General features: G+C 72.3%; 19 protein-coding genes and 4 pseudogenes. 7 read left to right on the top strand and 16 right to left on the bottom strand.

The genetic code is table 11. From position 1 onward, the window contains the following. Positions 1–13 precede the first annotated feature (13 nt). Both A4E84_RS35610 and A4E84_RS41580 read right to left on the bottom strand, forming a co-directional pair. On the bottom strand, positions 14–487 hold the full coding sequence (locus A4E84_RS35610; protein ID WP_062930497.1) for a carboxymuconolactone decarboxylase family protein: 474 nt from the start codon (positions 485–487) through the stop codon (positions 14–16). Positions 488–540: 53 nt separating this feature from the next. Further along, positions 541–928 (bottom strand): annotated as a pseudogene (locus tag A4E84_RS41580) (glycosyl hydrolase-related protein); the annotation flags it as partial. 30 nt (positions 929–958) lie between these two features. Between A4E84_RS41580 and A4E84_RS44935 the strand changes: the two are divergent. From A4E84_RS44935 to A4E84_RS35595, 4 genes and pseudogenes are all read left to right on the top strand, one after another. Beyond that, a pseudogene (locus A4E84_RS44935) lies at positions 959–1,078 on the top strand (LacI family transcriptional regulator); the annotation flags it as partial. 55 nt (positions 1,079–1,133) lie between these two features. Beyond that, the gene (locus A4E84_RS35605) at positions 1,134–2,159 is read left to right on the top strand and encodes an alpha/beta hydrolase family protein (RefSeq protein WP_079129241.1); all 1,026 of its coding nucleotides are present in this window, start codon (positions 1,134–1,136) and stop codon (positions 2,157–2,159) included. 150 nt (positions 2,160–2,309) lie between these two features. Beyond that, positions 2,310–3,650 carry an amidase gene (locus A4E84_RS35600; RefSeq protein ID WP_062930496.1) on the top strand — a complete coding sequence of 447 codons (1,341 nt, stop codon included), beginning with the start codon at positions 2,310–2,312 and terminating at the stop codon, positions 3,648–3,650. Between the two features lie 208 nt (positions 3,651–3,858). After that, the gene (locus tag A4E84_RS35595) at positions 3,859–4,272 is read left to right on the top strand and encodes a VOC family protein (RefSeq protein ID WP_062930495.1); all 414 of its coding nucleotides are present in this window, start codon (positions 3,859–3,861) and stop codon (positions 4,270–4,272) included. Positions 4,273–4,291: 19 nt separating this feature from the next. On the opposite strand, the gene A4E84_RS35590 is transcribed toward A4E84_RS35595, so the two are convergent. The 8 genes and pseudogenes from A4E84_RS35590 to A4E84_RS35560 form a co-directional block, all read right to left on the bottom strand. Beyond that, positions 4,292–4,774, bottom strand: coding sequence for a GNAT family N-acetyltransferase (locus tag A4E84_RS35590; protein ID WP_062930494.1), 483 nt, complete (start codon positions 4,772–4,774; stop codon positions 4,292–4,294). Positions 4,775–4,830: 56 nt separating this feature from the next. Next, positions 4,831–5,004, bottom strand: a complete 174-nt coding sequence (locus A4E84_RS43605; protein ID WP_102913158.1) for a hypothetical protein — start codon at positions 5,002–5,004, stop codon at positions 4,831–4,833. 399 nt (positions 5,005–5,403) lie between these two features. Continuing rightward, a complete protein-coding gene (locus A4E84_RS35585) occupies positions 5,404–6,906 on the bottom strand; it encodes an SDR family NAD(P)-dependent oxidoreductase (protein ID WP_062930493.1) in 1,503 nt (500 codons plus the stop codon). 104 nt (positions 6,907–7,010) lie between these two features. Further along, positions 7,011–8,354: a wax ester/triacylglycerol synthase family O-acyltransferase gene (locus A4E84_RS35580; protein WP_062930492.1), complete on the bottom strand. Its 1,344-nt coding sequence runs from the start codon at positions 8,352–8,354 to the stop codon at positions 7,011–7,013. Between the two features lie 197 nt (positions 8,355–8,551). Then, a pseudogene (locus A4E84_RS35575) lies at positions 8,552–10,264 on the bottom strand (glycoside hydrolase family 2 protein); the annotation flags it as partial. Between the two features lie 166 nt (positions 10,265–10,430). Further along, on the bottom strand, positions 10,431–11,651 hold the full coding sequence (gene glgC / locus A4E84_RS35570) for a glucose-1-phosphate adenylyltransferase (protein WP_062930491.1): 1,221 nt from the start codon (positions 11,649–11,651) through the stop codon (positions 10,431–10,433). 51 nt (positions 11,652–11,702) lie between these two features. Further along, positions 11,703–12,854 (bottom strand): glycogen synthase, encoded by a 1,152-nt coding sequence (gene glgA / locus A4E84_RS35565; protein ID WP_062930490.1) that lies wholly within the window; start codon positions 12,852–12,854, stop codon positions 11,703–11,705. A 39-nt stretch (positions 12,855–12,893) separates the two neighbouring features. Then, positions 12,894–13,649, bottom strand: a complete 756-nt coding sequence (locus tag A4E84_RS35560) for a (2Fe-2S)-binding protein (RefSeq protein ID WP_237305051.1) — start codon at positions 13,647–13,649, stop codon at positions 12,894–12,896. Positions 13,650–13,859: 210 nt separating this feature from the next. On the opposite strand from A4E84_RS35560, the pseudogene A4E84_RS44930 reads away from it, so the two are divergent. After that, a pseudogene (locus tag A4E84_RS44930) lies at positions 13,860–14,708 on the top strand (DMT family transporter); the annotation flags it as partial. Between the two features lie 937 nt (positions 14,709–15,645). Here the strand turns inward: A4E84_RS44930 and A4E84_RS35550 are convergent. After that, positions 15,646–16,875, bottom strand: a complete 1,230-nt coding sequence (locus tag A4E84_RS35550) for a transglycosylase family protein (RefSeq protein WP_062930487.1) — start codon at positions 16,873–16,875, stop codon at positions 15,646–15,648. Between the two features lie 350 nt (positions 16,876–17,225). Between A4E84_RS35550 and gndA the strand changes: the two genes are divergently transcribed. Next, on the top strand, positions 17,226–18,665 hold the full coding sequence (gene gndA, locus A4E84_RS35545; protein WP_062930486.1) for an NADP-dependent phosphogluconate dehydrogenase: 1,440 nt from the start codon (positions 17,226–17,228) through the stop codon (positions 18,663–18,665). 538 nt (positions 18,666–19,203) lie between these two features. Here gndA and A4E84_RS35540 read toward each other — a convergent pair. Beyond that, positions 19,204–19,548, bottom strand: a complete 345-nt coding sequence (locus tag A4E84_RS35540; RefSeq protein ID WP_062930485.1) for a GNAT family N-acetyltransferase — start codon at positions 19,546–19,548, stop codon at positions 19,204–19,206. 28 nt (positions 19,549–19,576) lie between these two features. After that, a complete protein-coding gene (gene panD, locus A4E84_RS35535; protein ID WP_062930484.1) occupies positions 19,577–19,996 on the bottom strand; it encodes an aspartate 1-decarboxylase in 420 nt (139 codons plus the stop codon). A 702-nt stretch (positions 19,997–20,698) separates the two neighbouring features. On the opposite strand from panD, the gene A4E84_RS35530 reads away from it, so the two are divergent. Continuing rightward, positions 20,699–21,883 carry an IS701 family transposase gene (locus A4E84_RS35530; RefSeq protein ID WP_062931743.1) on the top strand — a complete coding sequence of 395 codons (1,185 nt, stop codon included), beginning with the start codon at positions 20,699–20,701 and terminating at the stop codon, positions 21,881–21,883. Positions 21,884–22,020: 137 nt separating this feature from the next. Here the strand turns inward: A4E84_RS35530 and A4E84_RS35525 are convergent, their stop codons facing one another. The 3 genes from A4E84_RS35525 to A4E84_RS35515 all read right to left on the bottom strand — a co-directional run bounded on the left by A4E84_RS35525 (position 22,021) and on the right by A4E84_RS35515 (position 25,507). Further along, positions 22,021–22,506, bottom strand: coding sequence for a TetR family transcriptional regulator (locus A4E84_RS35525; protein WP_079129239.1), 486 nt, complete (start codon positions 22,504–22,506; stop codon positions 22,021–22,023). A 272-nt stretch (positions 22,507–22,778) separates the two neighbouring features. Continuing rightward, positions 22,779–24,788, bottom strand: a complete 2,010-nt coding sequence (locus tag A4E84_RS35520) for an FtsX-like permease family protein (RefSeq protein ID WP_062930483.1) — start codon at positions 24,786–24,788, stop codon at positions 22,779–22,781. Beyond that, positions 24,785–25,507 carry an ABC transporter ATP-binding protein gene (locus A4E84_RS35515; protein WP_062930482.1) on the bottom strand — a complete coding sequence of 241 codons (723 nt, stop codon included), beginning with the start codon at positions 25,505–25,507 and terminating at the stop codon, positions 24,785–24,787. Before A4E84_RS35515 ends, A4E84_RS35520 begins: the two co-directional genes overlap by 4 nt. Between the last annotated feature and the right edge of the window lie 36 nt (positions 25,508–25,543).

Here is a 25,543-nt window from a genome sequence, read left to right as displayed (position 1 = left end):
CGGTGCTCCTTGTCTACTTGAACTGGCCGGGCTGGTAGTCCCCCGCCGGCTGCTCCAGCATGACGTTCAGCCGGTTCGCGGTGTTCATGAAGGCGATGAGGGTGACCAGCGCCATGAGCTGCTCCTCGTCGTAGTGCTTGGCGGCCCGCTCCCACACCTCGTCCGGGACCCCGCCGGCGCCGTCCGCGATGCGGGTCCCCTGCTCGGCCAGCTCCAGCGCGGCGCGCTCGGCGTCGGTGAAGACCGTGGCCTCCCGCCACGCCGCGACCAGGTGGAGCCGTACGGCGCTCTCGCCCGCGGCGGTGGCCTCCTTGCTGTGCATGTCGATGCAGACCGCGCATCCGTTGATCTGGCTCGTGCGGAGCGAGACCAGTTCCCGGGTCGCGGCCGGCAGCGGTGACTCCACGACCAGCCGTCCCACGGCGGTGAACTGCTTGACGACCTTGCTCGCGCTCGGGATGGCGAAGACGTCCAGTCGTGCGCTCATGGTGAGCTCCTCTGTCGTTGTCGGTGCGTACACCCCTATGAGGCAGCGGCTCGTCACGACGTGACACCGACGAATGTGACCTGCGTCTCCCACTGCCTCCAGGCGCGCCGCAGCCGGAGCGTCACCAGCTCGAACGGGCGCAGCCCCAGGGCGATCCGGCCGTCCGCGCCTGCGGTGCCGCCACGTCGGCGAGCGGGCGTTCCAGCAGGTCCGTCACCGCGACTCCGGCGACGTCGAACCCGGCGGTGAGCGTGGCGCGTGCCCGGCCGCCGAACGCCTGGTGGAAGCGGACGACCACGTCACCGCTGCCGTCGTCGGCCGGCTTGCGCCCGGCACCAGCGTGTGCCGGATGCGGTGCACGCCCTGGTCGGTCTCCGGGCCGGGGAAGCGCGGGGCGCGCAGCAGGGATACCCGAACCGTGGTGGTCGTGCCGCCGTCGCCGTGTTGGTGTGGGTCGGCCGGTGGAGGTGCGTCGAGTTCGGCCGCACGGCGGCGCGGGAACCGACCGCCTTGCCCGACGGCGGCCCGGCCCGGACGGTCCGGGTCCCCGTGCCGGGGCTGATCGAGCGGGACAGCACGGGGGTGGCACGGGGTCCGGCCAGGCGACACCTACCCTCCCGCACAGGTCGGGGTCACACTGGACCGTATGCGGCTCCGGGGCACCGCCTGCGCGGCCGCCGGACTGTTGCTGGCCCTGGTGACGGGCTGCACCGGCGGTGCGGAGGACGGCGCGCCCGCGACCTCCCCGGCGCCGGCCCGGACCACCGGCGAGAGCCCCCGCGCCACGCCGGCCCCCGGCCCTGCCGACCCCGTCTCCCTCCCGGCGTTGATGCGGCGCGAGCACACCGGCTCGGGGCTGCGTCTCGGCGACGTGCTCGACCGGAACTCCGCCTATACCCGCCACGCCGTCACCTACGAGGCGAACGGCCTGACCATCTCCGGGATCATGAACATCCCCGAGGGCAGGGGCCCCTTCCCGGCGCTGGTGCTGGCGCACGGATACATCGACCCGGACGTCTACCTCAGCGGCCAGGGCATGCCGCGCGAGCAGGACCGCCTGGCCCGCGGCGGCCATGTCGTCCTGCACACCGACTACCGCAACCACGCCCGCTCCGACAAGGACCCGGACAACGACGTGAATCTGCGGCTCGGTTACACCGAGGACGTCATCGGCGCCGCCCTGGCCCTGCGGAACTCCGGGCGCCCCGAGATCGACGGCGACCGGATCGGCCTGTTCGGCCGGTCGATGGGCGGCGGGGTCGTGTACAACACCCTGGTCGTGGCGCCCGGCCTGTTCGACGCGGCGGTCGCCTACGCGCCGGTGAGCGCCCGGCCGCAGGAGAACATCGACCATTTCCAGCGGCCCGACGGCGACCCCCTCGTCGCCGAGATCGAGGAGAAGCACGGCACGCCCGAGGAGGACCCGGCGTTCTGGCGCGGCGTCTCACCGCTGACCTACGCCGACCGCGTCAGCGAACCCCTGCTGATCCAGCACGGCACCGCGGACGACACCTGCCCCCTCGCCTGGTCACGGGAGGCCGCCGCCGCGTTCGGGGACGCCGGCAAGGACGTCGAACTCCGCACGGTCCCCGGCGAGGGTCACACGTTCGGGCCGCGGTGGGCGGCCGAGATGGACGTGACCGAGGCCTTCTTCGCGCGCCATCTGCGCTGAGCGGCCACATCAGGACCAGGTCCACGGCACTGATCCGGCATCGACATGCCCGGCGGCCTCGACGCGCGCTCCTGTCCGGGTGCAGAGTTCTCCCTACGTACTCGCCAGTAAGGACCTCTTGAGTCCGCGCAGTCCTTCCGAGGAGCCGCTGTGACCACCTGGACCGGCCGCACCGCCGCCGAGATATCCGCCGCAGTCCGCGAGAAGCGGGTCACACCCCGGGAGGTGGTCGCCGAGCACCTCGCCCGGATCGAGCGGCTCGACGGGCGTGTGGGTGCCTTCCGCGCGGTGCGTGCCGAGGCGGCCCTGGCCGAGGCCGACGAGGTGGCGGCCCGCGGCGACTTCGCCGAACTGCCGCTGGCCGGGGTGCCCGTGGCCGTCAAGGACAACCTCGCGGTGCGCGGCGAGTCCACCCGCGTCGGCTCGGCGGCGACACCGGACACCCCGGCCGCACAGGACCATGTGACGGTGGCCCGGCTGCGGGCGGCGGGCGCGGTGGTCGTGGGACTGACGCACGTGCCCGAACTGTGCGTCTTCGGCACGACGGACGGCGTGCTGGGCATCGCCCGCAACCCCTGGGACCCGTCACGTTCCGCGGGCGGTTCGTCGGGGGGCAGCGCGGCCGCCGTCGCCGCCGGGATGGTGCCGCTCGCCCTCGGCAACGACGGCATGGGCTCCCTGCGCATACCGGCCGCCAACTGCGGCCTGGTCACCATCAAGCCGGGCCGGGGAGTGGTCCCGGCGGGCGGGGGCAGCAACTGGTTCGGCATGGCGGAGCACGGCCCGCTCGCCACGACCGTCGAGGACGCGCGCCTGATGCTCTCGGTCCTCGCCGGTACCGCACCCGCACCCCGGTCCGAGCCCGGCACGCTCCGGGTCGCCGTGTCGCTGCGCAGCCCGCTGGCCGGCGTCACCGTCAGCCGCCCTTACGCGGCGGCCGCCCGGGACGCGGCCGGGTTGTTGATGCGGGCGGGGTACCAGGTCCGGCGCGCCGACCCGCCTTACCCGGTCTCCCTCGCCACGACCTCGCTGATCCACTGGACGGCGGGCACGGCCGCGGAGGCCCAGCCCCTCGACCCCCGCCTGCTGACCCGGCGCACCCGCGTCCACGCGAGAATCGGCCGCCCCTTCATCGCCGCCGCGCGCTCCGGGGCGAGCCGGGAGAAGCTCCGGGCACGACTGGAGCCGTTCTTCACCGAGTACGACGTGCTGCTCACCCCGGCGCTGGCACGCCGCTCCCCCAAGGCCGGGCCCTGGCACGAGCGGGGCTGGCTGAGCAACCTGCTGGTCAACACGAACTACTCGCCCCTGACACCCCCGTGGAACCTGACCGGCTGGCCCGCCATGGCGGTTCCCTGCGGAACTCTCCCCTCCGGCGCCCCCTGCGCCGTGCAGCTGGTGGGGCGGCCCGGCTCGGAGTCCCAACTCCTCGATCTGGCAGGCCGGCTGGAGGAACGTAATCCGTGGCAGCGCACGGCGCCGATGGACTAAGGTCGGCCGGGTGACTGCCGGGTCGGCCGTAGGCCATGCACGAGTGAGGCGCCCGGCCTCGACGTGAGCGCGGCGGGGGTGACCCCGCCCGGACTCGCCCGAGAGCCGGAGAGGGCACGCGCCCCGCCTCTCGTCTCCGTGTCTTCATCCCCTCGCGCCTCAGCGGCGCTTCACCACGGACCTCACACGACCGGAGACGAACCCACTCATGTCCCTTGCTCAGCCTGCCGTGCCCGCCACCGTCGCCCGCCTCGACCACACCGCCGTCTACGCCTCGGACCGCCGGTTGTCCGCCGAGTTCCTGGCGGCCGTCCTCGGTCTGGAGGTCGGCGCCCCCTTCGGCCCCTTCCTGCCCGTCGACCTGGGCAACGGCGTGACCCTCGACTACTACGAGAAGCGCGACGAGCCCATCCAGCCGCAGCACTACGCGTTCCTCGTGCCCGAGGAGCAGTTCGACGCCATGATCGCCCGGCTGGAGGCGATCGGCGTCACCTACTACGCCGATCCGAGCCACACCGCACCGGGCCGGGTCAACGACCTCTTCGGCGGCCGGGGCGCCTACTTCGACGACCCGGACGGCCACAACATGGAGATCATGACCCGTCCGTACGCCCGGCCCTGACGGCCGCTCCTGCGGTGCTCTACAGCGCCCGGTACATGATGTGCAGCCCCACCGGGCCGTGCCGGGGGTGTTCGAAGGCGTCCGGGACCGTGCCGAGGATCGTGAAGCCGAGGGACGCCCACAGGTGCACGGCCGGGTTGGTCTCGACGACGGCGTTGAACACCATGCCCCGGTAGCCGGCGGCCCGGGCTTCGGTCAGGAGGTGGCCGGCCAGGGCGCGTCCGTAGCCCCGGCCGCCCCTGCCCGGGTCGACCATGAAGCCGGCGTTGGCGATGCGGGCGGCCGGGCCACCGTAGTTGGGGGTGAGGTAGGCGGAGGCGACGACGGCTCCGCTGTCGTCCTCGACGACGTAGACGCGTTTCGCCGGGTTCAACCACAGGACCCGGGCCTCCTCCTCGGAGGTACCCGGGTCCCATGCGTAGGTCTCGCCCGCGGCGACGATGCGGTGCCAGAACGGCCAGATACCAGGCCAGTCGTCAGCCGTTGCTTCCCTGATCAGCATGGGTGCGAGTCTGGCACGCCCATGCTCTCGGCGATCGCGGTGGGGGCTGCCCGCAGTCAGTCGACGCTGGGCAGGATGTGGGGCTCCGCGAGGTCTTCCTCGTAGCCCGCGAGGCGGATCGGGGCCGAACGGGCCCACACGTCGAGGCTGCCGAGCTCGTCGACCCGTCGGCCGGCGCGCTCGCCGCGTTCCTTGGGGCGCTGATCGCGATTCGTCTTCTCCGGTGTCACCGCGCACTCCTTATGTGTCGGTCACCCTCGGGACGTACGCGCCGGTCCTGCTGCGCCTGACGCCCGCTCGGGCCTCTGTGTCAAATGCAGTTCGGACGCGGTGGCGCCGGTCGACTCACGGGAGAGCAGGCCGTGGTGAACCGGCTGGTCCCATGACGGACCGTGGGTGTGGGTAGGACCCCGTGCTGCTGTCCGTCCGGATCAGACTAACCAAATGAGCGGGACCCCGCTCGATGGGGCTGAAAACAGCCGGTAACGATCGTGCGTCAGACCGCGTTCAACTCCGGTTTGCGTACCGTTTTGTACGCCGACGGGGGTTTTGCAGTTCACCCGAACGGCGTATGTCGACGACGGCGCTTTCCAGACGGTCCCTGACAGCCCGTCACGGGACAGGGGCGACTACCACTTCCCGGGCGCGTAGTCCTTCAGGAAGACGCCGTAGAGGTCCTCTCCCACCTCACCCCGCACGATGGGGTCGTAGACCCGGGCCGCTCCGTCGACGAGGTCCAGCGGCGCGTGGAACCCGGCCTCGGCGAGACGCAGCTTGTCGTAGTGCGGCCGCTCGTCGGTGATCCAGCCCGTGTCGACCGAGGTCATCAGGATGCCGTCGGTCTGGAACATCTCCTGGGCGCTGGTGCGCGTGACCATGTTCATCGCGGCTTTCGCGGCATTGGTGTTCGGATGCCCGGCGCCCTTGTACCCGCGCCCGAAGACCCCTTCCATCGCGGACACGTTCACGACGTAGGCGCGGCCGCTCTCCGCCTTCCTCGCGGCCTCGGCCATGGCCGGCCGCAGCTTGCTGATCAGGATGAACGGCGCCGTGTAGTTGCACAGCTGGGTTTCCAGCAGCTCGACGGGCGAGATCTGCTCGATCGTCTGCACCCAGGTGTTGGAGTCGACCACGTCGGGCACCAGCCCGCCCGCGTCGATCGCCGTGCCGTCCAGGTGCCGTTCGACGCTGGCGTTGCCCGCGACCAGGGCAAGGTCGGCGACCTGCTGGGCGTCGAGCCCGCTCGTGCCGAGGGGCAGCGCGGCGATGCCGTCGACCGCACCGGAGTTGAAGGCGCCGATGACGTGATGGGCGGGGAGCTCTCCGGCGGGCAGCGGGGCGCTCTCCCCCTCGACCAGCGCGGCGTAGGCGGAGGGCAGGCGGCGCACGGTCTGCGTCGCGTTGTTGACGAGGATGTCGAGCGGGCCCGCCTCGGCGACCTGGTCGGCGAGGGCCACGGCCTGGGCCGGGTCGCGCAGGTCGATGCCGACGACCTCCAGGCGGTGCATCCAGTCCGCGGAGTCGTCCATCGCCTTGAAGCGGCGGATGGCGTCCTTGGGGAAGCGCGTGGTGATCGTGGTGTGCGCGCCGTCGCGCAGCAGCCTCAGCGCGATGTACATGCCGATCTTGGCCCGGCCGCCGGTGAGCAGCGCGCGCTTGCCGGTGAGGTCGGCGCGGACGTCGCGCTTCTCGCGGTTCACGCGGGCGCAGTCCGGACAGAGCTGGTGGTAGAAGTAGTCGACTTCCACGTACCGGGCCTTGCAGGTGTAGCAGGAGCGCGGGCGCTGGAGTATCCCCGCGATCCTGCCCTCCTCGGTGTTCGACGACGGCAGCAGGCCCTCGGTCTCGTCGTCGATGCGCTGGGCGGAGCCGGTCGCCGTGGCCTCCGTGACCGCCTTGTCGTGGGCGGTCTTGGCGGCCCGGCGCTCCTGGCGGCGGCGCTGCTTGACCGTGCGGTAGATCCCGGCCGTGGCCCGGCGGACCGCGATGGCGTCCGGGTGGTCGACGTCCAGCTTGTCGAGTTCCTCCAGCACGCCGAGGCAGACGGCCAGACGTTCCGGGTCGATGCCGGGTCCGTACGAGAGCCCGCTCGCCTCGTCCATGGCCTGCGGGCCGTCCTCTGTCACCGTCATCGCCGCTGTCGTTCCCTGCTCTGCCGTCGCGGCGCGCCGGTCGCGCCCGCATTCGAAGGGCGAATTCTACGGAGCGTCGGGCCGCACCGCCAAAGTCGCCTTGATCACGACCGGCAGGCCTTGATCAGCATCGCCACCTCCTTGGAGACGGCCGTGGCGAACAGGTCGAGATCCGGGACCGCCTCGGCGTCGGCGACGAGGCCGTAGTGGACGCTCCCCCGGTACGTCGAGACCGCGACGGCCAGGGAGTGGCCGGGGGCCAGCGGGGCGAAGGGGAAGACCGCGGTGAGCGGGTGGCCGCCGAGCTTCAGGCCCAGGCTGGGCAGGGGCACGCTGGTCACCAGGAGGTCGAACCAGATCCGGGCCGCCTGGCCGACCAGGGGGCCGCCGAGCCGGTGGGCGAGGGCGGGTACGTGGTCGGCGAGCAGGGCGACGGCGCCCGCGCCCCGGTTGGGGCCGGCGTCCTTGTTGCGGTCCATGGCGTCCCGGACCGAGGCGAGGCGGGCCAGCGGGTCGGGGTCGTCCACCGGAAGCCGTATCAGGTACCCGGAGAGCCGGTTGCCCTGCGGGTACGCGGTCCGGGGGCGGCGCTTGGAGACGGGGATCAGGGCTCGGGGGCTGACGCCCTCGCTGCCGTCGCCGCGCTCGTCGAGCCAGCGGCGCAGGGCGCCCGCGACGACGGCGATGAGGACGTCGTTGACGGTGCCGCCGACGGTCTTGCGGATGCGGTGCACGTCGTCGAGGTCGAGCACGACTCCGGCGGTGCGGCGGGTGCCGCTCGGTGCGCAGGTGAGCGCGGGGGTGGACCGCACGTCGAGGGAGGACCGGGCGACGGCGGCGCCGATGTCCAGGGCGCGGCTCATGTCGGACAGGGCGCCGCGCATCAGCCCGGGCAGGTCGCGCACGTCCGGCAGGACGCCGCGCGGGGTCTCGACGGGGCGGGGCCGGGGCGCGGGCATGTCCATCGGGTCCATGACGCCCGCCGCCAGGGTCAGCGCCCGCAGCCCGTCGGCCAGGGCGTGGTGGAACTTGAACAGCACGGCGAAGCAGACGCCGTCCTCACCCGGCAGCACATGGGCCTCCCAGGGCGGGCGGTCGCGCTCCAGGGGGCGCTCCATGAGCCGGCCCGCGACCGTCTGGAAGTCGGCGGTCGGGGCGTGCAGCCGGACGTGGTTCAGGGGGTCGAAGTCCGGGTCCGCCTCGCGGGCCGCGCCGCCGAAGGCGAGCGGCCGGCGCAGGGCGGCGGGCAGCGGCTGCCACACGTCGCGGATGCGCATCCGCAGTCCGGGGACTCCGGCGGCCCGGGCCGCGAGCAGGTCCGCCGCGTGGGCGCCCGCGGCGGGCGAGTGGGCCGAGAAGATCCCGAGCGCACCGAGGTGCATCGGGTGTTCGGCGGACTCGAGGTTCCAGAACGCCAGGTCGAGAGGAGCGAGCAGGTCAGCAGTCAAGGGCTTGCCTCGCGTCGACGACGGGTGGGTCAGCAGTCAACCGCCCCCGCCCGATTACGGTCAAGTACGATCAGGCTACGCACAGTTAACATCCGATTAAGGGGTCCTTTCACTATGAGCATCCGATCAGGACGTAGTGAGAGGACACCTAAGTCCCGCCCCGGCTGATAGGGGCGGGACTTATGGTGCATGTGCGGTCAGTCCAGCACAGGTCGCGCCGCCGGGCACCCGGTGGGAGTCACCCGGGAGGCGTCACGGATCAGCGCCTCGTGCGCGGCCTTCAGCCGGGCCGTGCCGGGTTTCAGCACCGCGCGGTCGTAGGTGAGGAAGCCGTTCAGCTCGCCCTCGACATCGGCGATCTGGGTGTACACGGCCCCGTTGCTCCCCTTGCAGACCAGCGCCCGGACCTCGTCCAGCTTCTCCAGGTAGTCCTCGGTGCAGGTCGCCGGGTCGAGGTCGACGTACGACTGCTGCACGGACCAGGCGTGGCCGGGCACCGCCAGGCCCAGGCCGCCGTACTCGCCGGTGACCAGGGCGCGCTCGCCGTCCGGCCGGGGCGGCAGCGCGGGGCTGGGGTAGCCGTGCTCGTCCATGAGGTCGCCGGTGCCGCCGTCGGCGCCGAGGTTCAGCCCGGACTGGCCGTTGACGAGGCGGGTGGGGTCCCAGGCCTTGGCCTGCTCGGCGACCCGGCCCACGTCGTACTGGCCCCAGCCCTCGTTGAAGGTCACCCACATGACGACCGACGGGCTGCTGACGTGCTCGTCGATCATCTCCTTCATCTCACGCTCGTAGCGGTCGCGGGAGGCGGCGGACGGGTTCACCCCGGCCGTCATCGCGGGCATGTCCTGCCACAGCAGCCCGAGCCGGTCGGCCCAGAAGAACCAGCGGTCCGGCTCGACCTTGATGTGCTTGCGGACCGAGTTGAAGCCGAGCCGCTTGTGCACCTTCAGGTCGTACGCCAGGGCCTCGCCGGTGGGTGCCGCGTGGAGGCCGTCGGGCCAGAAGCCCTGGTCGAGGGTGGCCATCATGAAGACGCGCTCGCCGTTGAGGACCGTACGGGGCACGCCGCCGATCTTCTCGACGGCGATGGAGCGCATGCCGAAGTAGCTGCCGACCCGGTCGGCGCCCACCTTCACCTCGAGGTCGTAGAGGAAGGGGTCGTCGGGCGACCAGAGGCGGGGGTCGTGGACGGTCAGGGTGAGCGGGGTTCCGGTGCGGCCGCTCGCCGTGGCCACCTTGCGCCGGCCGTCGTACGCCGTGGCCGTGACCGGTACGCCGTCCCGGACGCCCCGTGCCTCCACGGTCAGCTTCTCGCCAGGCCACGTCCGGAGTGAGCTTGAGGGAGTCCACGTGGTCGCGGGCCACCGGCTCCATCCAGACCGTCTGCCAGATACCGGAGGACGGCGTGTACCAGATGCCGCTGGGGTCCAGGCGCTGCTTGCCGAGCGGCGGGTTCTCGCCGGACGCCGCGTCGGTCGGGTCGTACACGCCGACGATCAGCTCCTGGGTGCGGCCCGGTGTGAGCGCGTCGGTGACGTCGGCGCTGAACTTGTCGTAGCCGCCCTCGTGCGTGGCGACCTTCGTGCCGTTGACGTAGACCTCGGAGCGCCAGTCGACGGCGCCGAAGTTCAGCTTGAGCCGCTTGCCGGAGCCGATGTGCCAGTCGGCCGGGACGGTGAACGTGCGGCGGTACCACATGCGGTCCTCGTGCCGTTCGATGCCGGAGAGCTGCGACTCCACCGGGTACGGGACGAGGATGCGCTCCTTCAGCGTCCTGCCGACGGGCGGCTGTTCGCCCGGCTCGGCGGCGGCGAACTGCCGGCGGCCGTCGAGGCTCCGCCAGGCGTCCCGGGTCAGCTGGGGGCGCGGGTACTCGGGGTGGGTGTTGCCGGGGCCACCTCGTCGGCCCAGCGGAGCGCGGCGAGCAGTAACGCGAGGCGGTTTCTGAGGCGTCGGGGACGCACGGAACCTCCATGCCAACGTTGCCATGTGCACGACTAGGGAGGACGAAGGCATGACAACACGGATCCCGAACTTCGTCCAGAGACAGGACAAAGCCCCCGGCGCCGCCGCGGCTCAGGTGACCAACTGCCCCTTCCCCAGGGCGATCACGCCGCCCTTGGACACCGTGTACAGCTCCGCGTCCCGCTCGGGATTGACGCCGATGGTCGCGCCCGGCGGCACCTCGACGTTCTTGTCGAGGACGGCGCCGCGCACCACCGCGCCCCGGCCGATGTGCACGTTGTCATGCAGCACCGAACCCTGCACCACGGCTCCCGGGTCGACCACCACCCCCGGCGACAGCACGGACCGTGTGACCTGCCCGCGCACCAGGCAGCCCGCGCTGATGATGGACTCGCTGGCGATGCCGCCCGCGTTGAACCGGGCCGGCGAGAGCTGGTACGAGTGCGTGTAGATCGGCCAGCTGCGGTTGTACAGGTTGAAGGCGGGGCGCTCGGCGATGAGGTCCATGTGGGCCTCGTAGTAGGCGTCCAGCGTCCCGACGTCGCGCCAGTAGCCCTGGTCGCGGGTGGTCTCGCCGGGCACGTGGTTGGCGCTGAAGTCGTAGAGCGCGGCCTCACCCCGGTCGGTGAGCTGGGGCAGGATCGAACCGCCCATGTCGTGCACGGAGGACTCGTCCTCAGCGTCCCGCCTCAGCGCCTCGATGAGGGCCTTGGTGGTGAAGATGTAGTTGCCCATCGAGGCGAAGACGCAGCTGGGGTCGTCCACGAGACCGGGCGGGTCGGCCGGCTTCTCCAGGAAACGCTCCACCGTCTGCCCGTCCGAGCCGGGGGTGATCACCCCGAAGGAGGAGGACTCGGTGCGCGGCACCCGGATCCCGGCCACCGTCACGCCCGCACCGCTCTCGATGTGCTGGGCGAGCATCTGACGGGGGTCCATGCGGTAGACGTGGTCGGCGCCGAAGACGGCCACGTACTCGGGGCGCTCGTCGTAGATCAGGTTCAGCGACTGCAGGATCGCGTCGGCGCTGCCGAGGTACCAGCGCGGGCCGAGGCGCTGTTGTGCGGGCACCGGCGTGACGTAGTTGCCGAGCAGGTTGGACATCCGCCAGGTCATGGTGATGTGCCGGTCCAGCGAGTGCGACTTGTACTGCGTCAGGACGCAGATGCGCAGGATGTCGGCGTTGACGAGGTTGGACAGGACGAAGTCGACCAGACGGTACGTGCCACCGAAGGTCACCGCCGGTTTGGCACGGTCCGCGGTCAGGGGCATCAGCCGTTTGCCCTCGCCGCCCGCCAGCACGATCCCCAGGACCGAAGGACCACCACCACGCATGGCCGCTCCCCTCACGCCGATTTCCCGATGCCTGCCCCTGAGCAGTACCCGCTAAGCCTGTTTGACGATCTCCTCGTAGAGCCGGACCGTGCGGCGGGCCACCGCGTCCCAGCCGAACTCGCCGACCGCGCGCTCGCGCCCGGCCTCGCCCATCCTCCGGGCGGCCTCCGGGTCGCCCAGGACGGCGTCCATGGCCCGGGCGAGCCCCGCCTCGAAGGCGTCGCCGGGCGGGACGAGCAGCCCTGTCGTGCCGTCGTCCACCACTTCGGGAATGCCGCCGACCGCCGAGGCCACCACGGGGGTGCCGCAGGCCATCGCCTCCAGGTTCACGATGCCGAGCGGCTCGTACACCGAGGGGCAGACGAACAGGGCGGCGTGTGTGAGGAGCTGGATCACCTCCGGGCGCGGCAGCATCTTGGGAAGCCAGAACACCCCGTCGCGGACCGCGCTCAGCTCACCGAACAGCTCGCGGAACTCCTGGTCGATTTCCGGTGTGTCCGGTGCGCCCGCGCACAGCACGACCTGTGCGGCCGGGTCGATGTCCCGCACCGCGCGCAACAGGTGGGGCACGCCCTTCTGCCGGGTGATCCGGCCGACGAACAGCACGTACGGGCGGGAGCGGTCCAGGCCGATCCGGTCCAGGGCGTCCGTGCCGTGGTCGGGCCGGTACAGGCTCGTGTCGATGCCGTTGTGCACGACGTGGACCCGCTCCGGGTCCAGCCCCGGGTAGCAGCCGAGGATGTCCTCGCGCATGGCTCCGGAGACGGCGATCACCGCGTCGGCGGCCTCGATCGCGGTGCGTTCCGCCCAGCTGGACAGTTCGTAGCCGCCACCGAGCTGCTCGGCCTTCCAGGGGCGCAGGGGCTCCAGGGAGTGCGCGGTCATCACGTGCGGGATGCCGTACAGGAGCTTGGCGAGGTGGCCGCCGAGGTTGGCGTACCAGGTGTGGGAGTGGACGAGCTCGCGGCCTTCGAGGGCGGCGGCCATCGCGAGGTCGACGGAGAAGGTGCGCAGCGCGTCGTTGGCGCCGTCGAGCGCGGACCAGGGCCGGTGGCGCAGCACGCCGTCGGCGCGGCCCTCCCCCCAGCAGTGCACGTCCAGGTCGACGAGCGGTCTGAGCTCGCGGGCGAGGAACTCCACATGGACGCCCGCTCCGCCGTACACATCCGGCGGGTACTCCCGGGTCAGCAGTCCGACACGCACCCGCAACTCCCTGCTCTCAGCGGCCGTTCCCTTTCATGGTCACCCAGAAGGGGCGCGTGGGGAAGAGCGGGGCGGCCGCGGGAAGCAGCAGTCGCCGCAGACGCCCCCGCCGGGCACCCGGTAGTACAGGCAGCAGCTGCGGCGCCGGAACGCGGTGCCGGTGAGGGTCCCGGCGCCGGTGAGCAGGGGGTGCGCGAGGAGTTCGGCGGCCAGGGACCGGGCCCGGGCGGCGACGTCCGTACGGTCGTGCCGCCCGGCCCAGCGGTCCAGTTCCCGGGCGGCACCGGCCAGGGCGGAGGCGGCGTTGCCGCGCAGCAGGCCCGGTGCGAGGCCGTGGTGGGCGCGCAGGGCCGCCGCCAGCGGGACGAGGTGGCCGTGCAGGACGACGTCCGCGAGGGACGGCGCGTCCCCCGGCAACTGCCGTACGTCCGTCAGCCACAGGTCGTCGGGGGCGCTGCCGTCGGCGTCCCAGTGCAGCAGCCGGGCGTCGAGGTCGGGGACGGAGCCGTAGAGCGCGGCGCAGCCGAGGGCGATCGACCAGAGCCGGGCCGCGAGTCCCTGGTGGGTCACGGACGCGGCGACGCGCAACTCCGGGGCGCGCAGGGCGGTCGCGACCTTACGGACACGAAAAATCAGGGGATTTACTGACACATCCGGTGACGTGGCGGCGTAGGCCTGTGCGAGAGTGGGAAGAGACCCGGCCGATGCTCGTTCCGTGCGCAGCACGAAGAAGCCGGCGAGCGGGCGGAGCGCGGCGAGGTCGGGGTCGAGGTCCACGAAGAGCAGTAGTACCAAGGCCCCTAAGGGACGCGACCCGGTGGCCCCCGACCGGACTCACCCACCCTGGGGATGAGGGGGTTCCTCGCGTACTCCACCGGCAGTAGGACCCAATGAGTGCTCAGGGACGACGACGGGAAGACCTGGACACGGCAGGGTGTTGGTCATGAAAGCCCACCTTTCGCCGCGCCGGGCCGAGCGCCCCCGCCTGACGCAGAGGAGCAGCCGATGAGCGCCCTCGCGTTGTCCGTCCTGCTGTCCCTCGTCTCCGCGTTCGCCTACGCGGGCGGTGCGATCGTGCAGGAGCGGGTGGCGGAGTCGTCGCCGGGCGAGCAGTACGCGCCGCTGCGGCGGCCGGGCTGGTGGGCGGCGGTCGGGCTGAACGGCCTCGGCGGTCTGCTGCACGTGGTGGCGCTGGCCTACGGGCCGCTGAGCCTGGTCCAGCCGCTCGGCGCGCTGACCATCGTGGTGGCCCTGCCGATGGCGGCGCTGTTCGTCGGCCGCAGGGCCGGTGCCACGGCCTGGCGGGGCGCGATCATGGCGACGGTGGGGCTCGCCGGTCTGCTGTCCCTGGTCGCCGCGTCCGACGCGCGGTCGCTGACCGCGCCGGAGCGGGTGGCCGTCGCCGTCGTGACGGCCGGTGTGGTGGTGGCGCTGATGATCGCCGCCCGGGCCGCGCACCGGCACCCGGCGGTCCGCAGCATGCTGCTGGCCACCGCCTCCGGCATCGCGTTCGGCATGTCCTCGGTGTTCACGAAGACCGTCGCGGTCGACTGGACCGGCGGTGTGTCGGCGGCGGACGTGCCGTCCCTCGCCGTGATCGGCGTCCTGGCCACGACCGGCATGCTGCTGTCGCAGGCCTCCTACCGGGGCGCCGGCCTCGCGGCCCCGCTGGCCACGCTGACGGTCGTGAACCCGGTGGTGGCGGCCGCGGTGGGCATCACGATGTTCGGAGAAACCTTCCGCTACGGCACGACGGGCACGGTGCTCGCGCTGGGCTGCGGTGTGGTCGCGGCGGGCGGCCTGATCCTGCTCACGACGGAGCGGCTCACGCACGAGCACACTGACGCGGTTCCCGCGCACGAGCACCCGGACGCGGTTCCCGCCGGGCGTGCGGAGGTGCCGGGCGGGGCGGGCGCGCGGGCCCTGCCGGCCGCAGGCCCGCGCCGGGTGCGCCGGGCGCCGGAGCGGGCGGGCCGGGGCGGCCTGCCCGAGCCGGTGGGAGAACCGGCGAGCCTCGGGGTCCCTGCCGGGGCGCAGGCCGGGCCGGCCGGGGTACGCGGGGCGGACGTGCTCGTACAGCGACCTGTGGCGACGGCGGTACTCGTGCCGGGGCCGGGCGCACCGACCACGGTGATCGTGCCGAGGCCGGACGAAACGGCGGGCGTGCGCGTACCGGAGCCGGTGGCCGCGGCGGCGGGTCCCGTGTCCGGGACGGACGCACCGGCCGCGGTACTTGTGCCTGGAGAGGACGCATCGCCCGCGGGGATCGCGTCTGGAGCGGACGAACCGGCCGCGGTATTCGTGCCGAGGCCGCGGGAATCAGCCGCAGCCCGCGTACCGCCACCGGATGCACCTGTCGCCGTGCTCGCGCCAAGGCCGCAGGAAGCGGTGGACCTGCGCGTGCCGGAGCCGGTGGCCGCGGCGGCGGGTCCCGTGTCCGGAGCGGACGCACCGGCCGCGGTACTCGCGCCCGGCCCGCAGGCGACAGCGGCATTCCTCGTGCCTGACACACCGGCCGCCGTGCTCGCGCCAAGGCCGCAGGAAACGGCGGCCGCGCGCGTGCCGGAGCCGGTGGCCGCGGCAGTGGGCGCCGTAGCCGTACCGGACACACCGGCCGCCGTGCTCCTGCCGGGGCCCGGAGCAGCAGCGGCCGGCGGGGCGGATGCCTCGTACGAGGGCGGGCAGTCGTCGGTGGTGGCGGCCTCCGACGACGATCGCCCGTTCTCCTACGTGCCCTTCTACGGCATCCCGTACGTCCCGTTGCCCGTGATCGACCGGCAGCGCATGCGGGTCAGATCCTGACGCCGCCGGCCCGGAGGTACGCCACCGGGTCGACGTCCGAGCCGAAGCCGGGCCCCGTCCGCACCTCGAAGTGCAGATGCGGGCCCGAGCTGTTGCCGGTGGAGCCGGAGCGGCCGATGCGCTGGCCGGCGCTCACCGACTGCCCGTCCCGCACGGAGATCGCGGAGAGGTGGGCGTACTGGCTGTAGCGGCCGTCGGCGTGCCGGACCACGACCTGGTAGCCGTACGAGCCGCCCCATCCCGCGCTGACGACGCTGCCCGACGCGACCGACTTGACCGATGTGCCGGTGGGCACGGGGAAGTCGATGCCGGTGTGGTAGCCCTTCGACCAGGAAGACCCCGCCTTGCGGTAGGGCGTCCCGAGGGAGGCGTTGACGGGGGCTACGAAACCCTGCCGGGTGGCCGTGGACCGGTCGGCGCGCTCCCTGCTCTCGTCCTTGGACCGCTCCTTGGGCCGCTCCTTGGCACGGTCCTGGGCCGGCTTCTTCGTCGCGGGCTTGGCCGACGGCGCGGGCTTGGCCGACGGCGCGGGCTTGTGCTCGGGCCGCGTCTTCGTGGCGCCCTCGCCGCGCAGCGCCAGGCGCTGGCCGGGCACGATCAGATCGGGGTCGGACCCTATGGTCGAGCGGTTGGCGACGTACAGGCCCCGCCAGCCGCCCCGGACGTCCTGGTCGTCCGCGATGCGGGAGAGGGTGTCGCCGCGGACCACGGTGTACATCTCGGCGTTGCCCGCCCGGGACTGCGGCGTGGACTGCGGCCGTACGTCCTCGATGGAGGTCTTCTTCTTCGTGTCCTTCTGCTGCGTGCGCTCGGCGGCCGGCCGGATGTCGGGCTCGGCGCCGCCCCGGGTCAGTCCGGCCCGTACGGAACAGACCGGCCAGGCGCCCGGCCCCTGCCCGTCCAGGACCTTCTCCGCGACGGCGATCTGCTGGTCCTTGCTCGCGAGGTCCGCGCGGGCCGCATAGGCCCGGCCGCCGTAGGCCTCCCAGGTGGACTGGGTGAACTGCAGTCCGCCGTAGAAGCCGTTGCCGGTGTTGATGCTCCAGTTGCTGGTGGACTCGCAGGCGGCGACCTTGTTCCAGGTGTCCACGTCCGCCGCCTGGGCGGCGCCGGTGCCCATGAACGGCAGTGCCATGCCCGCGCCGCCCGCCGTGACGGTGAGCGAGGCGCGGTTGATCCTGTTCGGCTGATACCGGCGGTGCCGGCCGCGTACGGCCATCGAAAGCCCCCCTAGACATGCGTCAGGAGGGGCAAAAGTAAGCGCTGCGAACCGGCCAGAACAAGACGGCTTTTCGCCGCCCAGGAGTCCAAATGGCCGGTATGAGGCCCCTGTTGCGCGACGCGCGCCACGGTGGTGCACCGTGTACGGCACACCGTGCGCCGGTGCGACGTGCGCGGGGCGCACCCGTCGGCTGAGTGCGACGGGGCTCTCGTCCGTATCAGCCTGCGCCACGCCGTGCGACCCGGGCGTGCGGTCGAAGTAGCGGCACGTCAGGATGGTCGACGGGGGATGCCCGTGGGCACCTCCCACCGGCAGCACCGATACCGAGGTCTTTAGGAGCGAACCGAATGAGCAGTACAGCGCAGATCGGCGTCACGGGTCTCGCGGTCATGGGCCGCAACCTCGCCCGCAACTTCGCCCGCAACGGCTACACGGTCGCGGTGCACAACCGGACGCCCGCGCGCATGCACGCTCTGGTGGAGGAGTTCGGCGGCGAGGGGGAGTTCGTGGCGTGCGAGAGCGCCAAGGACTTCGTGGCGGCGCTGGAGCGTCCGCGGCGGCTGGTCGTGATGGTGAAGGCCGGTGAGCCGACGGACGCCGTGATCCAGGAGTTCGCGCCGCTGCTGGAGCCCGGCGACATGATCATCGACGGTGGCAACGCGCACTTCGCCGACACCCGGCGCCGTGAGCGGGACCTGCGCGAGCAGGGCATCCACTTCGTCGGCATGGGTGTCTCCGGCGGTGAGGAGGGCGCGCTGAACGGCCCGAGCATCATGCCGGGCGGCCCGAAGGAATCCTACGACTCGCTGGGCCCGATGCTGGAGAAGATCTCGGCGAAGGCCGCGGACGGCTCGCCGTGCGTCTCCCATGTCGGTCCGGACGGTGCCGGGCACTTCGTGAAGATGGTGCACAACGGCATCGAGTACGCGGACATGCAGCTCATCGGCGAGGCGTACCAGCTGCTGCGGGACGTCGCCGGCTACTCCCCCGCCGAGATCGCGGAGATCTTCCGCACCTGGAACCAGGGCCGTCTCGACTCGTACCTGATCGAGATCACGGCAGAGGTGCTGTCGCACGTCGACGCGGAGACGGGCAAGCCGTTCGTGGACGTGGTGGTGGACCAGGCCGAGCAGAAGGGCACCGGCCGCTGGACCGTGCAGATCGCGCTGGACCTGGGTGTGCCGGTGTCCGGTATCGCCGAGGCGGTGTTCGCGCGGTCGCTGTCGGGCCACGCGGCCCTGCGGGAGGCCTCGCGCGGACTGGCCGGCCCGAAGGCGAAGCCGCTGAGCGAGGCGGAGGCCCGGGCGTTCGCGGACCGGGTGGAGCAGGCGCTGTACGCGTCGAAGATCGTGTCGTACACGCAGGGCTTCCACGAGATCGACGCCGCCCGTGGCGAGTACGGCTGGGACATCGACCTCGGTGCGGTGTCCGCGCTGTGGCGGGGCGGCTGCATCATCCGCGCGGCGTTCCTGGACCGGATCCGCGCCGCGTACGACGCCCGTCCCGACCTGCCGAGCCTGCTGTCGGACACGACGTTCGCGCAGGAGATCGCGGACGCGCAGGACGACTGGCGTGAGGTGCTGGTCGCCGCGACCCGCCAGGGCGTGCCGACGCCCGGTTTCGCGGCTGCTCTCGCCTACTACGACGCCCTGCGCGCGGAGCGGCTGCCGGCGGCGCTGACGCAGGGGCAGCGGGACTACTTCGGTGCGCACACCTACCGCAGGGTGGACCGGGACGGGTCGTTCCACACGCTGTGGGGCCAGGACCGGTCGGAGACGTCCGCGTAGGCGCTGCCGCTGAGGAACGCGTGCGGGGCGGTGGACGGCAGGAGATGCCGTCCACCGCCCCGTTCGCGTCCGGGGTCAGGACAGTGGAGGGCCCGGCTCCGGGTTCGGCACGGGGTCCGGTCCCGGGGGGATCGGGGACGGGTCGGGGCCCGGCACGGGGTCGGGGCCCGGGGGCGCCGGCGGGGGCGGGCCCGGTGGCGGCGTGGGCGCCGGCGGAGGCGGGGTCGGCTCCGGGCCCGGCGGGGGCTGCGGGTTCGGCACGGGATCGGGGCCCGGTGGCTCCGGGTGCTGGGGATCCGGGCCCGGTGTCGGCGCCGGCGGCACGGGGTCGGGAATCGGGTTCGTCATCAGGTCCTCCAGCCAGTAGGACGGCTCCGGCTCTGGACTACCCCCGCCTACCCGGCACCCGCCTCCGCAGTCACTCCCCCGCGGGACGGGGAGGGGACCAGGTGGGGTAATGGGACCGGGATGACGGGAACGGCCTTCGAAAGCGGCCGGGATCCTGAAAGCGGCTGAATTCAAAAAGCGGGCCGGGATCTCAAAAACGGCCGGGATGCGCCCTCAGCCAGTCCTTCGCCGCCGCGAGGAGGGCCTCGTCGGTCGGCTGCGCCTCGTCCGGGTGGCGTTCGGCCCACTTGGTGACGTACGGACAGAGCGAGGCGACGGCGCTGTGCTCGCGGCCGGCGAGGGCGTGGAGCTCGCGCGCGAGCGACCCGGCGATGCCCTGGCCCTCGTGGGCCGGCTCGACGATCGTGTGGACGGGCACGAGCGCGCGCTCGGGGCTTTCCAGCACGAAGTACTCGATGCGGCCGACGACTTCACCGCCGGACACGGCCTCCAGCCGGCCCGCCGCCCGGTCGTCGCGGATCTCCGGGTCGCTCATGGACACGCTCCTGTCCCCTGTACGTCGGTCAGGCCCGGACGGCCTGCGGGCTGCGCTGCTGGTCCGAGCCCGGTACCGGCTCGGACGGGTCGGCGCCGAGGGCCACGATCCGGTTGTCGTGGTCCACGTGCACGACCCGGGGGGTGAGTGCCCGCGCCTCGGCGTCCGTCACCTGGGCGTAGCTGATGATGATCACGAGGTCGCCGGGGTGGACGAGATGGGCCGCGGCCCCGTTGATCCCGATCACACCGGATCCGCGCTCGCCCTCGATGACGTACGTCTCCAGCCGGGCCCCGTTGGTGATGTCCACGATGTGCACGAGCTCGCCGGGCAACAAATCGGCGGCGTCGAGCAGGTCGGCGTCGATGGTCACGGATCCCACGTAGTGCAGGTCGGCCTGGGTGACGGTGGCTCGGTGGATCTTGGACTTGAACAGAGTACGCAGCACTTTGGACTCCTGGAAGACGGCTCCCTGCCTGCTTTGTGCAGGTCAAGGGCGGTCTTCACTCTACACGGGCACGCGTCGCAGTCGACGATTGTGAGGAACATCGCTTGTCATTGGGGGCAGGGCTCCCGGCCTGGGCTTCCGCGCCAATCAGCCCCCGACCACGTGCCTGTCCGGACAGCCTTTTCAGGATGCGCAGGAACTGATGCTGACCAGATGCCGACTTACCTGACGTCGCGTCAGGTGCATGCGGGTCACAGGACTCGCTGCCCGGGAGCGCGCACTGCAGCCCGGAAGATGCGCGAGGAGCCCGCACACGTACGGCCGCGCAAGGTATCCGGACCTGGCGCGCCTGCCCCGGCTTCTCGGCGCATCTGAGCGACTGCCTCAGCCGGCAGCTCAAGGCACGACTTCGGCCAGCGCGCACAGACTCGGCGGTGATACTCCTACCGACGGTACGGGCTGCGGCGTGTACTCGGTGCGGTAGCAGCCACTTTCCCGCCGTGGCGGAGCGAGCGTGGAAGCGCACCGGCGGGGCGGGCGGGCCCGGTTGCTCCCTCAACGCGCCCATCGCCCGGTCGAGCAGGACGGCCGGCGGGACAGTACCCTCGCAGGCCGCCCATCCCGTGGCGGCCACGTCAAGGCAGGCTAGTACTGCAACGGTGCTTGCCGTGACTGATGGCCAGGTTGGTCGTTGGTGTGTTCATGGGTGGGGACCTTGCTGATGTCAGGTTGTGGGCGGGTGAACTGGACGCTGTGCATGAGCGGTTCGTGCACCGTTTCAGCAGGTCGGAGCCGCGGGAGTCGGCACTGGCTTATATGCGGGGCCTGATCGCTCCGCTGCAGCGGAAGAACGGCTGGACGCTGGCGGAGGAAGCCGGCCACGAAGGCCCGGATCGTATCCACAGGATGCTGAACCGGATCGAGTGGGACGCGGATGAGGTGCTCGACGACGTGCGTCAGTACGTGGTCGACAACCTCGGCGACCAGGACGCCGTCCTGGTCGTGGACGACACGGGCTTCTTGAAGAAGGGGACGCGGTCGGCCGGGGTGCAGCGGCAGTACTCCGGCACCGCCGGGCGGACGGAGAACTGCCAGGTCGGCGTCTTCCTCGCGTACGCCACGAGCCGCGGGCGGACTCTGATCGACCGGCGTCTGTATCTGCCCGCATCCTGGACCGACGACCGTGAAAGGTGCCGCCGGGCCGGCGTCGACGACGAGGTCGCCTTTGAGACCAAGGTGGCCATGGCGAAGGCGATGGTCCGCCGCGCCATGGCGGACAGGGTCCCGTTTCGGTGGGTGACCGCGGATGCCGCCTACGGGTTCAGCAAAGGCTGGCGGTCGGAGCTGGAGCGGGCGGACGTCTTCCACGTCATGGCCACCACCCGCCACGACACCGTGGTCACCCGCTGGGCGATCGACCATCCCGTCCATGACTTGTTCAACGGTCTTGCCCGGCAGAAATGGAAGCGCCGTTCCTGCGGCACCGGGGCTCACGGCCCGCGGATCTACGACTGGGCACGCGTCGAGGTCCGGCCCTGGCACCGACCCGACCGCCGCCACTGGGTCCTCGCCCGCCGCAGCGTGAGCCGACCCGGGGAGATCTCTTACTACATCGCCTACTGCCCGGTTGAGACAACGCTTGACGACCTGATCCGCATCGCGGGCAGCAGGTGGGCCATCGAGGAGTGCTTCCAGAGCGCGAAACAGGAATGCGGCCTGGACGACTACCAGGTCCGCCGCTATCCCGGCTGGCACCGGCACATGACCCTGGCCATGGCTGCCCACGCCTGCCTGACCGTCCTGCGAGCCCGCGAGCTGGACGCCGGGAAAGCAGAAACGGATCCTCCCAGCTCATCCACCTCAGCCTCGCCGAGATACGACGGCTGATCACCCGCCTCACCGACCGCCGACCCACACCCGTCGAGCACATCCTGCACTGGTCGACCTGGCGCCGACGACGACAGCACCAGGCCCGCACCAGCCACTACAAACGACGCGGACACAGCCCCTGAACTGGCCATCAGTCACGGCAAGCACCGTTGCAGTACTAGGGCGGCGGCGGCCAGTGCGTTCGGCCTGGTGTCCTCGGGCCGGTCAGGGCTGACGCCCAGCCGCCGGGCGATCTCCGGCACCAGCAGTTCCTGCCAGCTCAGTTGCTTTTCGTAGTGCCCGGCGCGCAGCGACGGTGTCTCCTGCAGCATGCGCAGACAGGCGAGTGCCTGCTCGGGCGCTGCCTCGTTCATCCGCGTCAGGACGTCGAACGCCCGGCGCAGTGCCTCCCAGGGCCGCTCGTCGTCGGGACGGGCGGCCAGCGCCTCCGCGACATGGCGGCCGGAGCCCGCCAGGCGTCCCAGGACGATCTCTTCCTTGGTGCCGAAATACCGGAAGAGACTGGCGCGCGACAGGCCCACCTCGGCGGCGATCGGGTCGACCGTCGTCCGGTCGAACCCCTGCTCGGTGAAGAGCCGGTGCGCCACCTCGACCACCTCCGCCCGAACCGTCGCACGCATGCGCTCACGCAAGCCGGGCGGCTTGCGGGCGGGCTAGTCGGCAGTACGGGCGGGATTGATGACCGGGGAGAGGCTTGAGCATTCGGTCGGCTCCGGCGTAGCGACGGAACTAGACGGCTCACTGGTCGCGAGAGCGCCGGGGGGCCTCTCGGCCGCAGAACTGAAGATTCCGGAAATTTGCCGGTACGACGCGAATGCCGTGCGCCTGACGTCGGCGCCGGCTCCGTGCTGCGGGGGCTGGGCCCGGCCGCCGGGCCCAGCCCCCGCGGCTCTCACTCCCCCCGTGCCCCCGCCTGCCGGGTGACCGACCGCAGCAGGGGACGGCTCAGCCCGCCGGCCGCCAGAATTCCGGCGACACCGGCGGCGCAGCACACGGCGAGAACGATCACGCCGCGCGCGTCGAACGACGAGCCGCCGCCCGCCAGCATCGCCGATCCCCCGCACAGCAGCCCCGCCACGACAGCACCGCCCCCCAGCACCGTCACCGGGATCAGCGTCTCCCGGCTGCGGGCGGCGTCCAGGACCCGCAGTGGGGTCCCGGCCAGGTGCAGGAGGCCGTAGGTGCGGCGGCGGTCCAGGACGGCGGCGGCCGCGGTGATCCCGGCCGAGGTGATGGCGACCGCGAACGTCACCACGAGCACCATCCGGGTGATGGTGGTGAAGTCCCGGGTGAACCGTGCCTCGGACCAGTTCACCTCGGGCCCGGTGATCGGGTACTGGTCGGGGATCAGGCCCGTCAGCGCGGTACGGGCGCGGTCCAGGTCGGCCGGGCCGCCGGACACGGTGGCGGTGACCTGGCGGCTGTCGTAGGGGCCCTGGGCCACGTAGCCGTCGTCCACGCCGATCACCGCGGTCACCCCGGCGGCGTGCAGACGTTGTTCGGCCCGCGTCCGTACCTGCGTCACCTTGTTGTGAGGGACGGCGATGGCGAGCTGGTCGGGCCGTCCTCCCCACGAGGAAGTGGCGTCCAGGGTGAGCAGGGCGAAGAACCCGGCGACGAAACCGGCCAGGGTGAGCCCGGAGACGATCCGCCAGGCGGCCTTCGGATCGTCCAGCAGCCGGCGCCCGGCCAGCAGCGTCGCGGGCCGCTTGGCCAGGGCGGTGACGATCCTGCCGAGCAGCCGGACCACCCAGGGCCCGATCACGGCCAGCGCCAGGAAGAGCGCGGCGAACGCGAACAGCGCCATGGAGTCGTCGCTGCCGTACTTCTTGGTGATCCAGCCGTATGAGGCGACGACGGCCACGAAGACCACCGCCCGCACGGCGCTCGCTCCCCGGCTGCGCGACCGGCGTGCCACGCCCAGCGGGCCGACGACCACCTGACGCAGCCCGGCGAGCGCGCTGACCACGACCAGCGCGACCACCCCGGCTGTCACCGCCAGCAGCGGTAGTGCGCCGATCCACAGGTCGGCCGGGTACCAGGCGCCGCCAGCGAGCGGCAGACTCGCCGCCACCGGCAGCAGCGCCGCGTACCCCACGACGCCGAGCAGTGCCCCGGCCGCCGAGGTCAGCAGCGCCTCGGCGGCCGTCAGCCCGGCGACACGGCCCGGCGTGGCGCCGACCAGGCGTAGTGCGGCGAGCCGCTGGTCTCGGCGGGAGACCGACAGCCGGGCGGCGGAGGCCCCCAGCACCAGCAGCGGAACGACGACGAGGACGGTGGCGAGTCGGGCCAGGGACTCGTACGTCCCGCCCATGCCGTCCGTGAGCGGCGCGCCGGTGAAAGATGCGACGCGGGTGGGGGAGGCGATGTCGCCGACCCGGCGGGGATCGGGCTCGCGCGGGGTGGTGACCGCCGGGTCGGTCGAGCGGTGTCCGACCACCGCGACGAGTTCGCCGGGGTGCGCCAGCGCCTCGCGGCCCAGCGTTCCGGTGGGCGTGCCGGGGACGGGGTGACGGTCGGCGGGCAGCCGGTCGAGCAGCGCCCCGAGCGCCGGCGAGACCCACAGTTCGCCGGGGGCGGGGAAGCGGTCGAGGCCGGGCGGGGCGGGAGCGGTGCGTCCGGGCAACCGGGCGACGTCCACGACGGTGACGGGCGCTCCCCGGGTGAAGGTCGTCCCGACCGCCTCGACGGCCACCGGACGTGAGGACTCCGCCGGGTTCCGCCAATCGGCACGGTCCGAGCGGTGCTGGAAGCCCAGGTTCATCGCGACGCACAGCAGGAGCAGGGTGGTGGACACGGCCGCCGCCGCGACCGCGAGCCCGGTGGCGAGCAGGCCGGTGCGTCCGCCGGCCCGGGTGAGCCGCCAGGTCAGCGCCCAGGTGGTGCGATCCAGTGCCCTCATCGCCGGTGCCCCGCCTTCGCCTCGGCGCCGGTCGCCGTCTCAGCCTGGCCTCCGGCCAGCACGCCGTCGCGGACCTGCACCGTGCGGTCGCACCAGCGGGCCACGTTCGCGTCGTGGGTGACGACGACCAGGGCGGCGCCCTGGCTGCGGCTGACGTCCACCAGCAGGCGGATCACCTCCAGGCCGGTGGCCTGGTCCAGCGCTCCGGTCGGCTCGTCAGCGAAGATCACTTTCGGGCGTCCGACCAGGGCCCGGGCGATGGCGACCCGCTGAGCCTGACCTCCGGACAGCTGTCCGGGACGCCGGCTCTCCACGCCCTGCAGGCCGAGCGGCCCGAACCACTGCCGGGCCTGCTCGACGGCTGCCCGGCGCGCTGTGCCGCCGAGCATCAGCGGCAGGGCCACGTTCTCGTCGGCGGGCAGTTCCGGCAGCAGCTGGCCGGACTGGAAGACGAAGCCGAACGCGGTGCGGCGCAGCTCGCTGCGGACCGGTTCACGGAGCTGGTCGATCCTCTTGCCGTCCAGCAGGACTTCACCGGAGTCGGGCCGTTCGATCCCGGCCAGGCAGTGCAGCAAGGTGGATTTGCCGGAGCCGGACGGACCCATGACGGCCAGCGACTCGCCGGCCAGCACGTCGATGTCGACGCCGGCCAGGGCGCGGGTCATGCCGTAGGACTTGAACAGGCCGGTGCCGGTCAGGACGGCGGAGGGGATGTTCATCGGGCGGTCTCCCCGGAGAGGACGGTGATCATCAGT

It is taken from the genome of Streptomyces qaidamensis (genome assembly GCF_001611795.1).
GTDB lineage: Bacteria > Actinomycetota > Actinomycetes > Streptomycetales > Streptomycetaceae > Streptomyces > Streptomyces qaidamensis.
The sequence above is the reverse complement of the archived record's forward strand: the minus strand, read 5'-3'. Positions and strand labels throughout refer to the sequence as shown.